Consider the following 13,601-nt stretch of genomic DNA (forward strand, 5'->3'; position numbering starts at 1 on the left):
TCACTGCGGTGTGACTTTCGCGGACGCCGATTCGCGCTGTTGTTTTTTCTTCTTGGGCGCCGGCTCGGAGTCGGCAGCGAGGATGGCCTTGATCTCGTCGAGTTCGCGGCGCAAGTAGTCGCGAGTGGCGACCTCGCCGACGGCGATCCGCAACGCGGCGAGCTCCCTCGCCAGGAATTCGGTGTCCGCCTTCGTCTGTTCGGCCCGTGAACGGTCTTCCTCGAGGGAGACCCGGTCGCGATTCTCCTGACGATTCTGTGCCAGCAGAATCAGCGGCGCGGCGTACGCCGCCTGAGTGGAGAAAGCCAGGTTGAGCAGGATGAACGGGTACGGATCCCATTCCAGGCTCACGGCGAACACATTGATCAGGATCCAGACGATGACGATGATCGTCTGGATCGCCAGATAGCGACCCGTCCCGAGGAAGCGCGCTATCCGTTCGCTGACCCGGCCCACCGCCTCGACGTCGAAATCGAGTTGGAACCGCCGATTGCCGCGCGGCGTCTCCAGCCGTTGCCTGGCGTTGCTACTCGACGTTCGATCACTCATCGAATCAGTCCCTCGTTGTCGGAGTCGTCTTCACGCCAGTCCTCGGGCAGAAGGTGATCGAGCACGTCGTCGACCGTCACAGCGCCGAGAAGATGATTCTCGTCGTCCACCACCGGACCGCACACCAGGTTGTAGGTGGCGAAATATCTGGTGACAGCGGCCAACGAGTCGGTCGGGGCCAGTCGAGGCATGTCGCTGTCGAGGATTCCGCCGACCAGACTCGCCGGTGGTTCCCGCAGTAACTTCTGCAGATGAACACAGCCGAGGTAGCGCCCGGTGGGGGTGGCGGTAGGTGGACGTACGACGAACACCATGCTCGACAGCGCGGGCGTCACGTCGTAGTTGCGGGCTCGGGCCAGTGCCTCCGCCACGGTCGTGGAGGCGGTCAGGACAACCGGTTCCGGCGTCATCAGGCCACCGGCGGTGTTCGGCGAGTGCGCGAGGAGTCGTCGGACGGGTTCGGAATCCTGTGGATCCATCAACTGCAGGAGCGATTCTGCTTCCGTCTCGGGCAGCTCGCCCAACAGGTCGGCGGCGTCGTCGGGGTCCATCGCTTCGAGTAGATCGGCGGCGCGCTCGACTTCCAGGTGCATCAACAAGTCGGTCTGATCGTCGGCAGGTAGTTCCTGCACGACGTCGGCCAGGCGTTCGTCGTCGAGCGCCACCGCCAGCTCGTGCCGGCGTTTCTCGGGAAGCTCTCGCATCGCGTTGGCCACGTCGGCAGGGCGCATGCCCTCGTACTGCGCCAACAGGTGGGCAACGCCCTGGCCGGGAAGGGCGAGATCGCTCTGCGTCAGGCCCGTCACGTGTTGCCAGTCGACGACGTGCATCGCGGCGCGGCGGCCGAGCCGGCCTCGATGACCGCGCACGGCGACCTTGGACACCACCCAGTCTCTGGTCCTGGTCGATTCGATTCCCAGGTCCACGACCACGGTGTCCACGCCGTCGAGCTCTTCGAGCTCCGGGTCGTCCACTCGCACATGTGAATCGAGAACCTGAGCCAGTGCCAGTACTTCACCGGCGCGCTGGGTGAACCGGCGGATACTGACGTTGCCGGTTGTCAGTGTGACCGCACCGGGCTCGATTGCGGTCACGCGCAACATGGGAACGAAAATGCGTTTGCGGGTGAACATTTCGATCACCAGGCCCAGCACCCGTGGTTGTTGGCGTCCGATGCGGACGGTGATGACCACGTCACGCACCCGACCGATCGATTCTCCGTCCGGACCGAGGACAACCAGGCCGGCGAGCCTGGCTGCAAAGACCTTTCCTGCTGCTGCCATGATGGCAAGGCTAATTCGTCGAGCGCCGAAATCGGCAACGGCACGACGCGCGCGGCAATGACTTCCGGAGTGGGATCTTTCACTGATCGCCTCCTCGACCACAGCGAAGGACATTCTCCGATGAGTTCACGTCACCGTTCCCGTCGATCAGTTCTGGCAGTTCCGGGGAGCAGCCGCAAGATGATCGACAAGGCCAAGTCCTTGCCTGCGGACGCGATCTTCCTTGATCTCGAAGACGCCGTCGCCCCCGTGGCGAAGCAGGCGGCTCGCGAGAGCGTCGGTGATGCGCTGACCGAGGACGGGTGGGGGAAACCAGCTGAAGGTGGTGCGGGTCAACGACTGGACCACCGAGTGGACCTACGGCGACGTCGCCGAAGTGGTGGCTCGCGCCGGATCCACGCTCGACGCGATCCTGCTGCCCAAGGTTCCGGACGCCTCCCACGTGCAGGCTTTGGATCTACTGCTGACCCAAGTAGAGAAGGCGAACGGGCTCGAGGTCGGCCGGATCGGTATCGAACCGCAGATCGAGAGCGCGCTCGGATTGAAGAACATCGACGCCATCGCGACGGCCAGTCCACGGGTGGACGCGCTCGTGCTCGGCCCGGCGGACATGATGGCTAGCTTGAACATGCGCACGCTCGTGGTGGGGGAGCAGCCGGACGGCTACGACCGCGGCGACGCGTACCACCACGTCCTGATGACGATCTTGGTGGCCGCTCGGGCGCACGGTGTGCAGGCGATCGACGGCCCTTACCTGCAGATTCGTGACGTCGAGGCGTTCACGCGGTCGGCAGCGCGATCGGCGGCGCTCGGTTTCGACGGCAAATGGGTACTGCACCCCACTCAGATCGAGGCGGCCAACGAGGTCTTCAGCCCACGTCAGGCCGACTTCGACCGTGCCGAGCTCATTCTGGACGCCTACGCCTTCCATACGTCCGCGGCCGGCGGCGGGCGCGGGGCGGTCATGTTGGGTGCGGAGATGATCGACGAGGCGAGTCGCAAGATGGCGCTGGTGATCTCGGCGAAGGGACGGGCGGCCGGAATGATTCGGACGTCGGAGTTCACGGCGCCCGGCCACTCGTGATCGTCGACCGGCCGAACTGGTCGCGTCGGTGACGGTCTCGATGGCAGTGGAGGGCACAATGGGGTGGTAAAGAATGCGTCGCCTGTGTCGGGTGACGTATCCGACAAGAGGAGCGTCGTCAGCCATGTCCAATCCGCTCGCACAATCGTCGAATGGGTCGCGCCGTGGAGCGTTGCCGACACCGCCGTCCGGATGGCCGATCGGCTCGTACCCCACCTATGCCGAAGCGCAGCGAGCCGTCGACTATCTGTCCGATCAGCAGTTTCCCGTCCAGGACGTGACGATTGTCGGCGTCAATCTGATGCAGGTCGAGCGCGTGCTCGGTAGGTTGACGTGGGGGAAGGTGATCGGCGGCGGAGTGGTCTCCGGCGCGTGGCTCGGTGTGTTCTTCGGGTTACTGCTCGGACTGTTCACCACGAGTTTTCTCGCGCCACTGATCACCGGCATCGTCGGCGGCATCATCTTCGGCATCATTTCGACGACGATTCCGTACGCGGCCACGCGCGGTCAGCGTGATTTCGCGTCCACGATGCAGTTGGTCGCCGGGCGTTACGACGTGCTGTGTGAGCCCAAGACCGCAGAGTCCGCGCGGGACCTGCTCGCCAAGCTCGCTCTCTAGTTTTTCCTCGCTAGCTCTGCCAAGTTGACCGAACTCCGTTAGGTTGATCCCTTAGGTGATGTGAATCACATTCACTGACGACGGTATGCAGGACGGCGACATCGCCGTCCCGCAACGGAGGCAGATGCGTGGCGTGACGGCTGGGTGACCGGTGCGGCGCCGCCCGACCCGAAGGGGCGGCCGTGGCGAACAAGAAGGCGAATGCGATGGCGACGAGGTCATCGCTGAAGGTGGGGTTGCTGTGCGCGGCGACGCTGTTGGCGGCGCCGCTCCTGACTGCCTGTGGATCCGACGACGGTGGCGGCGTCGTGTTGAGCTTCTACACGGCAGCGGACGGGGCCGAGCAGTACGCACAGGCGGCTGCGGTGTGTACCACCGATTCCGGCGGCCGCTACCGAGTGGAGCAGAAGACGCTGCCCAAAGGTGCGGACGATCAGCGACTTCAGCTGGCGCGCCGACTGACCGGAAACGATTCGTCTCTCGATCTGATGACACTCGACGTGGTGTGGACAGCGGAGTTCGCCGAGGCCGGTTGGGCGGTGCCACTGCCCGAGGACGTCGCGGACGAGGTCAGCGACGGAACCCTGGCCGGTCCGCTGGCGTCCGCGACGTGGCAGGACACCCTCTATGCCGCACCGCTGAACACCAATACCCAACTGCTCTGGTACCGCAAGGATCTGATGCCGGACGGCAAGCCGCCGCAGACCTGGGACCAGATGGTCGACATCTCCGAGAAGTTGGCGTCCGACGGCCGACCGAGCTGGATCGGTGTGCAGGGCAAACAGTACGAGGGCCTGATGGTCTGGTTCAACACCTTGCTGGCGAGTGCGGGTGGCACCGTGGTCGGCCCGGACGGTACGACGGTCACGGTGGCGGACGGCGACGCCGCCGAGAAAGCGCTCGCGGTGATGAAGCGGGTCGCCACGGCGAAGGGCGCCGATCCCTCGATCTCGCAGAGCGACGAGGCGTCATCGCGGCTGGGCATGGAGAGCGGCAAGTCGGCTTTCCAGGTCAACTGGCCGTTCGTCCTGCCCGGAATACTGGAGAACTCCGAGAAACGCGATCTGCCGTACATCGACGACAAGGGAAACGTCACCGGCCGCAACACCGGCAACACCGTTCTCACCGTCAACGGTGAACGCAATTTCCTTGCAGCCCCGTACCCTTCGGTGATCGAGGGTAAGCCGGCCCAGGTCACCATCGGCGGGTTCAACGTCGCGGTGGCCAAGACCAGCACGCATCAGGACCTCGCGTTCGAGGCGCTCACGTGTTTGCGTAACGAGGAGAATCAGCGCAACAACGCGGTGGCCGGCGGCGTCCCCCCGACCCTCGAGCGCCTGTACGACGATCCGGCGTTCCAGGCGGCGTACCCGGCGTGGCGTGAGGTGCGGGACAGTCTCGACACCGCCGCAGTTCGACCGGTTTCTCCGGCATATCAAAGCATTTCGACTCTCATCACTGCCACACTCAATCCTGTTTCGAAGATCGATCCGTCGTCGACGGTGGACAAGCTGGCGGATCAGGTACGTAAGGCAGTCAACTCCGAGGGGCTGATTCCGTGACCATCGAACCCGAAATATCAGGCGGGGCAACGGCAGTTGCCGATCGAGCCGAGCCCGTGAAGACGAAGATGTCCGACGGCAAGTCCGCCGAACGGCGGTTGGGGCTGTGGCTGGTCGCTCCGGCGGCGCTGCTGATGATCGCGGTCACCGCCTACCCGGTGGTGTACGCCGTGTGGCTCAGCATGCAGCGCTACGATCTTCGATTCCCGGACGAGCGAAAGTTCGTGTGGTTCTCCAATTACGGGTCGGTTCTCTCGGACGGATACTGGTGGCAGGCCTTTGCCGTCACCGCATCCGTCACCGTCGTCTCGGTGATCATCGAATTCGTTCTCGGGCTCGCCGTGGCGTTGGTCATGCATCGCACGATCGTCGGCAAGGGATTGGTCCGCACCGTCGTGCTCATCCCGTACGGCATCGTCACCGTCGCGGCGGCGTACAGTTGGTATTACGCCTGGACGCCAGGCACCGGCTATCTGGCCAATCTTCTTCCCGACGGTAGTGCTCCACTGACGCAACAGATTCCGTCGTTGGCGATCATCGTACTCGCCGAGGTCTGGAAGACGACACCGTTCATGGCGCTGTTGTTGTTGGCCGGGCTCGCTCTGGTTCCGGATGATCTCCTCAAAGCGGCCCAGGTCGACGGCGCGGGTGCCTGGACGCGGCTGATCCGGATCATCCTGCCGCTGATGAAGCCTGCCATCTTGGTGGCGTTGCTGTTCCGCACACTCGACGCGTTCCGCATCTTCGACAACATCTACGTGCTCACGAAAGGCGCGAACGACACCGGATCGCTCTCGATTCTCGGGTACGACAATCTCTTCAAGGCCTTCAATCTCGGGATCGGATCGGCGATCAGTGTTCTGATCTTCATCTGTGTGGCATTGATCGCCTTCGTCTTCATCAAACTTTTCGGTGCCTCCGCTCCCGGATCAGACACGGAAGGACGCTGACATGGTCGACACCGTCAGACGCAAGACGAGTTGGTCCGTCGTCAATCTCCTGGTGCTGCTCTACGCACTCGTTCCGGTGCTGTGGATCGCGAGCTTGTCCTTCAAACCGGCAGGCACCATCAAGGACGGCCGCTTCATCCCCCAGAAGTGGACTCTGGACAACTACCGCGGAATCTTCGACACCAACGCGTTCACCAGTGCGCTGATCAACTCGATCGGTATCGGCTTGATCTCCACCGTCATCGCGGTGGTGATCGGAACGATGGCCGCGTACGCCATCGCCCGCCTGGATTTCCCGGGTAAGAAGCTGCTGGTGGGCGTCGCATTGTTGATCGCGATGTTCCCGCAGATCTCGTTGGTGAGCCCACTGTTCGATATCGAACGCAGACTCGGTCTCTTCGACACCTGGGCCGGACTTATCCTGCCGTACATCACATTTGCGCTCCCACTGGCGATCTACACCCTGTCGGCTTTCTTCAAGGAGATCCCATGGGAGTTGGAGAAGGCGGCGCAGATGGACGGCGCCACACCGGGGCAGGCGTTCCGGAAGGTCGTAGCTCCGTTGGCGGCGCCGGGTATCGTCACCGCAGGCATTCTGGTCTTCATCTTCTGCTGGAACGATCTGCTCTTCGCGATCTCACTGACCTCCACCGAACGATCGATCACCGCACCGGCAGCGATCGCCAACTTCACGGGGGCGTCCCAGTTCGAGGAACCCACTGGATCGATTGCGGCGGCCGCCATGGTCATCACCATCCCCATCATCATCTTTGTCCTGTTCTTCCAACGTCGTATCGTGGCCGGGCTGACCTCCGGCGCAGTGAAGGGATAAACCCGTGGCCGAGATAGTGCTGGACAAGGTGACCAAGCTGTACCCCGACGGCGCCAAGGCTGTCAGTGACGTCGACATCACCATCGCCGACGGCGAATTCATCATTCTCGTCGGGCCCTCGGGGTGCGGTAAATCCACCACTCTCAATATGATTGCCGGGCTCGAGGACATCTCCACCGGCGAACTTCGGATTGCGGGCGAGCGGGTCAACGAACGCGCGCCCAAGGATCGTGACATCGCCATGGTCTTCCAGTCGTACGCGTTGTACCCGCACATGACCGTGCGGCAGAACATCGCCTTTCCCCTGACGCTGGCCAAGATGTCCAAGGACGAGATCAACGCGAAGGTCGACGACGCGGCCCGGGTACTCGACCTGACGCAGCACCTCGACCGCAAGCCGGCCAACCTGTCCGGTGGCCAACGCCAGCGGGTGGCGATGGGACGGGCGATCGTACGCAGCCCCAAGGCGTTCCTGATGGACGAACCACTCTCGAACCTCGACGCCAAGCTGCGTGTGCAGATGCGCACCGAAATCGCTCGGTTGCAGAAGCGTCTGGGAACTACCACCGTCTACGTCACCCACGATCAGACCGAGGCGATGACATTGGGGGACCGGGTGGTGGTTCTTCGCGGCGGTGTCGTGCAGCAGATCGGTGCGCCGCAGGAACTGTACGATCACCCCAACAACCTGTTCGTCGCCGGTTTCATCGGATCGCCGTCGATGAACTTCTTCCCCGGCGAACTCGCGGCCGACGGGGTGAGCACACCGATCGGTGACGTTCGGCTACCGGCGTCGGCCCTGTCGACGATTCACGCCGGCAAGGCCGCCAAGGACGTGGTGGTCGGAATCAGGCCCGAACATTTCGAGGATGCCGCGCTGGTCGACGCGTCGCAGAAGGTGACCGGTGGGACGTTCACCGTGGACGTGGACGTGCTCGAGTCGATGGGCTCGGACAAGTACGCGTACTTCCATGCCGGCGGGCCGGCCGTGTCCTCACGCGAACTCGAGGAGTTGGCCGCAGATTCGGGTACCGCAGTTGCGGGCGGTGGACAGTTGGTGGCGCGGTTGTCATCGGAATCCACCGTACGGCAAGGGAAGTCGGTAGAACTGTGGTTCGATCCGGCGAAGCTGTCCGTCTTCGACGGCAACACCGGGGCGAATCTGCTTCTCTGACCGCTCGGACGGTGCGGCCGCTCGGCCCTGCCCGGTCGGTCGGTCAGGAGACGGTGAGCAGGTAGGTGTCGGGCCAGGGCTGAGGAATCTGCTCCGGACCCGGCGCGGTGCTCGTGGCCTCCGGTAGGGCGGCCAACTCGCCGAACTGATCGTGATGGGTAGCCACAGGGGTCGCCTGCGCCTCTGCTGTGGCCAGTGTCACCGGCGCTGCGGCGAGGGCGCCTGCTATGGCGAAACGTGTTGCCATACGGCGCTTTCCCGGTCGTGTCAGGTTCATCGTGGCTCCTCGGGCTGGATCGATTTGCTTGTGTCACCACCGTATGCCTCGATTCGGCCGAAGGGCACTACGCGAAGCGCATTCACAGGGAATCGGGATGAACGGCTCAGCTACGCCTCATGTGCCCGTCCGGCGGGTCAGGTCGTGTGCTTGTACTTGCGCGGCGCCCGATCGCGAAGTTCTGCCACTATCTCGTCGTTCCACATGTGCCGACGCACCAGACGGTAGCGTTCACGCGCGATCCACAGATACGCCTCGGCGTCGGTGTGCTCCGGCAACATGTCGGCAGCGCGCAGCATCCGGACGACGGGAAGGAACTCTTCACCGAACCAGCGGCGCGCCACGGTGTCTCGTGTCACGAACTCGCCCTTCTCCTGCATCAGGCGAAAGCCCCAGGCCTCGACGCATTCACTGAGTTCGGCATACTCCCACGGGTCGGTGACACTGACCGCGTCACGTTGCGCTTCGGCCAGTGGAACCCGCGTCAGGAACAACCGACGGTGATCCTTGATCAGAAGGTCGGCCCGCTGGGTGATGCCTTCCGGTGATATCCGAGTGAGGATTTCGGTGACGTAGGCGTCGATGGTGCCCATGTGCATCGCGCAGGCGATGGAGACGCGATGATGGCCGTCGAGGACGAAATGCATCGACCCGATGCGGTACAGCGACACCGGCGGTACGGATTCGCCGCGCCGTTGAGCCACGGCGAGTCGCTCCCATCTGGCACGCGAATGCGCCGACGTCGGCCGGAAATAGCGGTCGAAATCGCCGGTGCGATCGACACTTCCGACAATCGAACTCACCGCGACCACCTGCAGACCCAACGACTTCTCGCCGACCTTGCCGAGAGCTGCCACCACCTCGTCGAAGGGGAGCACGGCGTTGACGTCGTCGGGTTCACGCCGTAGCCAACTCACCAGACGGGCGACGTCCGCGCGCCGGCGTTGGCGAGCGAAATCGTTTTCCGCGTCGGCCGTCGGAAATCCGGTGTCACGAACCATGTCGGCGCCTCACGATCTTCGGCCGGGTACCAGGAGTGATGTCCATCAGTGTGAAACCGACGGTGTTGAGAACGATGGTACGACCCACTTCGAAGTCGAGTGGCGTCCGTCCGTGGGGATGAATGTGGCCGTGAATCATCACCGAAGGATCGAGGGCGTCGATCAGCGCGTTGAAGCACGAGAACCCCCGGTGCGGACGATCGTCGGCGTCGCCGATCCCGCGGGCCGGACTGTGCGTGAGCAGCACGTCCACATCCGAACGGGCCCGGGGAAGCTTCGATCGCCAGTAGTGACGTATCCGCAGCGATCCCGCCCGGCGACTCTGCTGACGCTCGGACCACTGATTGGGTCCGTCGTTGTAGCGGATGGACCCACCGAGCCCGGCGATCTGCAAACCGGCGACGGTGACCACCCGTCCGTCCGCGTTGACCGAACCGACCGGACCCGGCCAGGTCGCGGGCATTCCGGCCCGGGTGAACCCGACTCGTGTTTCCGAATACCCCGACAGGTCGGCGTCGTGATTGCCGGGGACGAACACACACGGAGCGTTCAACTGGTCGGACAGGTACTCGAGATACGCGAACGGCAGATCTCCCGCACCCAGCACGACGTCGACGTCGAGGTCACGCACGCCGGGACTCCACAGGAAAGCGACGGGCTCGTCGCTGACGGCGAGAACGGACACCATGCGCCGACGCTACCGTCAGTTCGGCGTCGCCGCGCCGTGAACGTACCGCGTGATGTTTAGATGTAGTGATGTCCGAGCCTGTCGTGCCCGCAGTCCGCGCTCATCTCCTGAGCAGCATCGAGGGCCCCGAGCCCGCCACCGCCTCGGTGACGTTCCTCGGCGTCGAACCCCTCGACGTCCTGCGATTCGAGTCCTCGGACGGCCTGATCCGCTACGTCACCCTCGGCTGCTCGCGGCACCCGATGGGTGATCCGGGCGAGTTGATCGCCGATCCCACCCGCGGCCCGCGCGCAGAGTTGGTTCTGGCCCTGCGCGGCGGTGCACCTCTCGCGTCGGGCATCACCCGGACCCTCGCCGTGTTGGCCGCCGCGCCCTCGGTGGAAGGCATCGTCCTGCTCGAGGACGCCCTGTTGGATCTGGGCGAGCCACTGTGGGTGGGTGCGCCGTTCACCGCCGTGCTGCTCGGGGCGAGCGGTATCGACGATCTGACCCTCCCGGAGCCCTTCGATCCGGTCCGCTTCCTGGCTGTGGTCCCGTTGACCGGGACCGAAGCGGCGTGGGTGCGTTTACGTGGAGCACCGGCGCTGCGTGAGGCCTGGGACGAGGCCGGAATCGACACCGCCGACCCCCGAAGGTCGGCTGCCTCGCTGTAGATCGGACGTGCTGTAGATCGGACGTGCTGTAGATCGGACGTGCTGTAGATCAGAGCCAGTTGTTACGGCGAAACAGCGCGAACAGTCCGACACACACCGTGGCGATTGCGCCCAGCACGGTCCAGTACCCGTAATGGAATGACAGCTCGGGCATGTATTCGAAGTTCATGCCGTAGATACCGGCGACCATCGTCGGCACCGCCGCAATGGCCACCCAGGCGGAAATCTTGCGCATGTCGGTGTTCTGCTGCACCGCGATCTTCGCCAGCGCCGCATCGACCAGCGAGCTCAACACCTCGTCGTACTCCGCGATCCGTTCCGCGACGATGGTGTGATGATCGCGCACGTCGCGAAAGTATCGGCGGATCTCCTTGGGAACAAGCCCGCCGGCCGGCTGCGTGAGCTGGAGCAGTGGCAATCCCAGTGGCGTGACGGAACGTCGCAGCTCCACGATTTCCCGCTTGAGGAGATAGATGTGTTCGACGGCGATGGCATGGCGAGGATTGAAGACCAATTCCTCCATCCCGTCCACGTCCTGTTCCACCAGCTGAATCACCGACAGATACGAGTCGACGACGTGGTCGGTGATCGCATGCAGCGCCGCGAAGGGGCCCATCACCAGACGCTCCGGGTTCTGCTCGAGCGAGGTGCGTACGGTGGCAAGCTCGGAATGATCACCGTGTCGGACCGTGATCACGAAATCCGGTCCCACGAAGATCATGATCTCCCCGGTCTCCACGATCTCGTTGGCAGTGGCCACCGAATCGTGGGGAACGTAGACCACAGTCCGCAGAACCAGGAACATCACGTTGTCGTAGCGTTCGAGCTTGGGTCGTTCGTGCGCGTGTACTGCATCCTCGACCATCAGCTCGTGCAGCCCGAAAGTTTCTGCCACGTCCTGCATCTGGCCCTCGTCCGGAGCGTGCATCCCCACCCAGACGAACCCGGTACCGCGCTCGCGAACCTCGGCCAGGGCACTGCGATGGGTGTACCGACCGGGTAGCCGGGCCCCGTCCACGTACACGGCGCAGTCGACTATCGCGCGCGCCGCAGGAAGCGGAATCTTCGGTGTCGGCGCCGACACCGGGGTGGGTCTGACGTTCGTCCAGCTCGGTCGAGACGGCATGGATGGCACGCAGGCTCCTTCGATAGTCGGTGTGCAGTACCACTGCGAACGAATTGCCTTGTTGCTGCGGCGTAATCGTACGTCAGAGCACGGCACCTGCCACCGGTGTGAGATCCACGGCCGTATTGCTGACAGACTGGGACGGTGCGTATAGACCTCCATACCCATTCGTCGGCGTCGGACGGTACCGACAGTCCGGCGGAATTGATGCGTGCAGCAGCAGTCGCCCGCCTCGACGTCGTGGCGATCACCGATCACGACACGACGGCAGGTTGGGGCGAAGCTGCCGACGCGTTGCCTGCCGGTGTCAGTTTGGTGCGCGGAATCGAGATGTCCTGCGAGGGGTTCGGGGAGCGCGGGTGGCCGGTGCCGGTTCACTTGCTGGCATACCTGTTCGATCCCGCGCACGTGCCGTTCGCGCGGGAACGCGAACGACTCCGCGCCGAGCGAGTCGAACGAATCCGAGAGATGGCCACACTCATGGCCCGCGACGGTTTGCCGATCGACCCCGATCAGATCTTGGAGGAGGCCGGGCCTTCGGTCGGACGTCCACACGTGGCAGCGGCGTTGCTGCGTGCCGGGGTGGTCTCGACCATCGGTGAGGCTTTCTCGAATCTGCTGGCCGGCGGTGGCCGTTACGACGTCCCGAAATACGACACCCCGCTGGGTCGCGCCGTGGAACTGGTTGCCGACGCCGGGGGAGTGACCGTCCTCGCACACGGTCGGGCACGATCTCGCGGTGGCCTCCTGTCCCTCGATCACGTCCGGGAGTTGGCCGAGACAGGGCTGGGTGGACTCGAAGTGGACCACCCCGATCACGCCCCGGCCGACCGCGCCACACTGCGGCGGCTGGCAGAAGAACTGGGACTGGTCGTCACCGGTTCCTCGGATTACCACGGCGACAACAAGACGATCGAGCTCGGGGACGAGCTGACAGAACTCGTCGAGTTCGACAAGCTCGTCTCGCGTGCCACCGGTGTAGAGGTGCTGTCCCGGTGAGGCGGGACGGCATTGCCCACGTCATGGCAGGGGTGTCGTAGATGACATACGGCAACGACCGGTACGACGCATCCGGCCACGACGACTATCGGGGCAACGAGTACCAGGTCAACGAGTACCAGGGCAGCGAGTACGGCTACTACGACGATGCCGACCACCACGAGGACGATCGTCAATGGCTGCTGATCCGTGCATTGCGCGCGCTCAGCGGAACTCTCGCCGCCGGGCTGGTCGTCCTGACACTCGTCGTCATCGGATCCGCATACCTGGGCGGTGCCCGCGGTTTTCCGGGGCCCGGTACGCAATCGGTCGCAGTGCACGTCGTCGGGGCGGTGGCGGCGGTGACAGGTCAGATCTGGTGCGACCGTAGACGTGGGCTCGCCGCCGTCGTCGGCTCGCTGGCGGTACTGGTCATCGTCGGAGCGGTACTCGCCACACAGTGGTGGGGATGAAGCACCGGTGGGGATGAAGCACCGGTGGGGATGAAGCACCGGTGGGGACGAAGCGCCGGTGGGGACGAAGCGCCGGTGGGGACGAAGCGCCGGTGGGGACGAAGCGCCGGCCTGGCCGACTCGCCCTCGTGCGGAAGATTTGATTGTGATCCCATACAGGTGGCAAACTGAAGGGGCTTCGCGTCCGGCGCCACCGCCCGGATTCGAACCGTAAGCTCCCCGATACAAATCGTGGACTTCCGATTGCATGGATCTGCCAGAGCTCACCAGCTCGCGACCATGACGCCTCGGATGTGCAGAGGTCAACTTTCCTGTCCATGCCGAACGATCAAGTGCTCTGTGTCGTGTGCGA

14 protein-coding genes and 1 pseudogene are annotated in these 13,601 nt (G+C 64.1%); 9 read left to right on the top strand and 6 right to left on the bottom strand.

The window, feature by feature from the left end; genetic code table 11:
* Complete coding sequence (locus tag ABH922_RS04925; protein ID WP_424805868.1) at positions 1–549, bottom strand: DUF1003 domain-containing protein; 549 nt, start codon at positions 547–549, stop codon at positions 1–3.
* A complete protein-coding gene (locus tag ABH922_RS04930; RefSeq protein ID WP_424805869.1) occupies positions 546–1,832 on the bottom strand; it encodes a magnesium transporter MgtE N-terminal domain-containing protein in 1,287 nt (428 codons plus the stop codon). The genes ABH922_RS04925 and ABH922_RS04930 overlap by 4 nt, the downstream gene beginning before the upstream one ends.
* Before the next feature lie 120 nt (positions 1,833–1,952).
* On the opposite strand from ABH922_RS04930, the pseudogene ABH922_RS04935 reads away from it, so the two are divergent.
* The 6 genes and pseudogenes from ABH922_RS04935 to ABH922_RS04960 all read left to right on the top strand — a co-directional run bounded on the left by ABH922_RS04935 (position 1,953) and on the right by ABH922_RS04960 (position 8,053).
* A pseudogene (locus tag ABH922_RS04935) lies at positions 1,953–2,916 on the top strand (HpcH/HpaI aldolase/citrate lyase family protein).
* A gap of 124 nt (positions 2,917–3,040) precedes the next feature.
* Positions 3,041–3,535 carry a general stress protein gene (locus ABH922_RS04940; protein WP_424805870.1) on the top strand — a complete coding sequence of 165 codons (495 nt, stop codon included), beginning with the start codon at positions 3,041–3,043 and terminating at the stop codon, positions 3,533–3,535.
* A gap of 206 nt (positions 3,536–3,741) precedes the next feature.
* The gene (locus ABH922_RS04945; protein ID WP_424809567.1) at positions 3,742–5,097 is read left to right on the top strand and encodes an ABC transporter substrate-binding protein; all 1,356 of its coding nucleotides are present in this window, start codon (positions 3,742–3,744) and stop codon (positions 5,095–5,097) included.
* A gap of 68 nt (positions 5,098–5,165) precedes the next feature.
* Positions 5,166–6,047 (top strand): carbohydrate ABC transporter permease, encoded by an 882-nt coding sequence (locus ABH922_RS04950; protein WP_424809568.1) that lies wholly within the window; start codon positions 5,166–5,168, stop codon positions 6,045–6,047.
* A 1-nt stretch (position 6,048) separates the two neighbouring features.
* Positions 6,049–6,879, top strand: a complete 831-nt coding sequence (locus tag ABH922_RS04955; RefSeq protein ID WP_424805871.1) for a carbohydrate ABC transporter permease — start codon at positions 6,049–6,051, stop codon at positions 6,877–6,879.
* A 4-nt stretch (positions 6,880–6,883) separates the two neighbouring features.
* Positions 6,884–8,053: an ABC transporter ATP-binding protein gene (locus ABH922_RS04960; protein ID WP_424805872.1), complete on the top strand. Its 1,170-nt coding sequence runs from the start codon at positions 6,884–6,886 to the stop codon at positions 8,051–8,053.
* Between the two features lie 43 nt (positions 8,054–8,096).
* Here ABH922_RS04960 and ABH922_RS04965 read toward each other — a convergent pair whose 3' ends face one another.
* The 3 genes from ABH922_RS04965 to ABH922_RS04975 all read right to left on the bottom strand — a co-directional run bounded on the left by ABH922_RS04965 (position 8,097) and on the right by ABH922_RS04975 (position 10,019).
* Positions 8,097–8,330: a hypothetical protein gene (locus tag ABH922_RS04965; protein ID WP_424805873.1), complete on the bottom strand. Its 234-nt coding sequence runs from the start codon at positions 8,328–8,330 to the stop codon at positions 8,097–8,099.
* 137 nt (positions 8,331–8,467) lie between these two features.
* Complete coding sequence (locus ABH922_RS04970) at positions 8,468–9,331, bottom strand: chromosome partitioning protein ParB (RefSeq protein ID WP_424805874.1); 864 nt, start codon at positions 9,329–9,331, stop codon at positions 8,468–8,470.
* Positions 9,321–10,019, bottom strand: a complete 699-nt coding sequence (locus tag ABH922_RS04975) for a metallophosphoesterase family protein (protein WP_424805875.1) — start codon at positions 10,017–10,019, stop codon at positions 9,321–9,323. Before ABH922_RS04975 ends, ABH922_RS04970 begins: the two co-directional genes overlap by 11 nt.
* A 68-nt stretch (positions 10,020–10,087) precedes the next feature.
* Here ABH922_RS04975 and ABH922_RS04980 point away from each other — a divergent pair, with 68 nt between their 5' ends.
* The gene (locus ABH922_RS04980) at positions 10,088–10,672 is read left to right on the top strand and encodes a suppressor of fused domain protein (RefSeq protein ID WP_424805876.1); all 585 of its coding nucleotides are present in this window, start codon (positions 10,088–10,090) and stop codon (positions 10,670–10,672) included.
* A 49-nt stretch (positions 10,673–10,721) separates the two neighbouring features.
* On the opposite strand, the gene ABH922_RS04985 is transcribed toward ABH922_RS04980, so the two are convergent.
* Positions 10,722–11,798, bottom strand: a complete 1,077-nt coding sequence (locus ABH922_RS04985) for a magnesium and cobalt transport protein CorA (RefSeq protein WP_424809569.1) — start codon at positions 11,796–11,798, stop codon at positions 10,722–10,724.
* A 144-nt stretch (positions 11,799–11,942) separates the two neighbouring features.
* Here ABH922_RS04985 and ABH922_RS04990 point away from each other — a divergent pair, with 144 nt between their 5' ends.
* Entirely contained in the window at positions 11,943–12,797 is an 855-nt protein-coding gene (locus ABH922_RS04990; RefSeq protein ID WP_424805877.1) for a PHP domain-containing protein, read from the top strand.
* A gap of 41 nt (positions 12,798–12,838) precedes the next feature.
* Positions 12,839–13,249, top strand: coding sequence for a hypothetical protein (locus ABH922_RS04995; RefSeq protein ID WP_424805878.1), 411 nt, complete (start codon positions 12,839–12,841; stop codon positions 13,247–13,249).
* Positions 13,250–13,601 lie beyond the last annotated feature (352 nt).

The sequence above is a fragment of the Rhodococcus sp. 27YEA15 genome (assembly GCF_049739425.1).
In the GTDB taxonomy this organism is placed as follows: domain Bacteria; phylum Actinomycetota; class Actinomycetes; order Mycobacteriales; family Mycobacteriaceae; genus Rhodococcus_F.

Excerpts from the sequence above, each read along its gene's own strand:
- ABH922_RS04925 (WP_424805868.1), bottom strand. The coding sequence starts at position 549 with ATGAGTGATCGAACGTCGAGTAGCAACGCCAGGCAACGGCTGGAGACG.
- ABH922_RS04930 (WP_424805869.1), bottom strand. The coding sequence starts at position 1,832 with ATGGCAGCAGCAGGAAAGGTCTTTGCAGCCAGGCTCGCCGGCCTGGTT.
- ABH922_RS04940 (WP_424805870.1), top strand. The coding sequence starts at position 3,041 with ATGTCCAATCCGCTCGCACAATCGTCGAATGGGTCGCGCCGTGGAGCG.
- ABH922_RS04945 (WP_424809567.1), top strand. The coding sequence starts at position 3,742 with ATGGCGACGAGGTCATCGCTGAAGGTGGGGTTGCTGTGCGCGGCGACG.
- ABH922_RS04950 (WP_424809568.1), top strand. The coding sequence starts at position 5,166 with ATGTCCGACGGCAAGTCCGCCGAACGGCGGTTGGGGCTGTGGCTGGTC.
- ABH922_RS04955 (WP_424805871.1), top strand. The coding sequence starts at position 6,049 with ATGGTCGACACCGTCAGACGCAAGACGAGTTGGTCCGTCGTCAATCTC.
- ABH922_RS04965 (WP_424805873.1), bottom strand. The coding sequence starts at position 8,330 with ATGAACCTGACACGACCGGGAAAGCGCCGTATGGCAACACGTTTCGCC.
- ABH922_RS04970 (WP_424805874.1), bottom strand. The coding sequence starts at position 9,331 with ATGGTTCGTGACACCGGATTTCCGACGGCCGACGCGGAAAACGATTTC.
- ABH922_RS04975 (WP_424805875.1), bottom strand. The coding sequence starts at position 10,019 with ATGGTGTCCGTTCTCGCCGTCAGCGACGAGCCCGTCGCTTTCCTGTGG.
- ABH922_RS04980 (WP_424805876.1), top strand. The coding sequence starts at position 10,088 with ATGTCCGAGCCTGTCGTGCCCGCAGTCCGCGCTCATCTCCTGAGCAGC.
- ABH922_RS04985 (WP_424809569.1), bottom strand. The coding sequence starts at position 11,798 with ATGCCGTCTCGACCGAGCTGGACGAACGTCAGACCCACCCCGGTGTCG.
- ABH922_RS04995 (WP_424805878.1), top strand. The coding sequence starts at position 12,839 with ATGACATACGGCAACGACCGGTACGACGCATCCGGCCACGACGACTAT.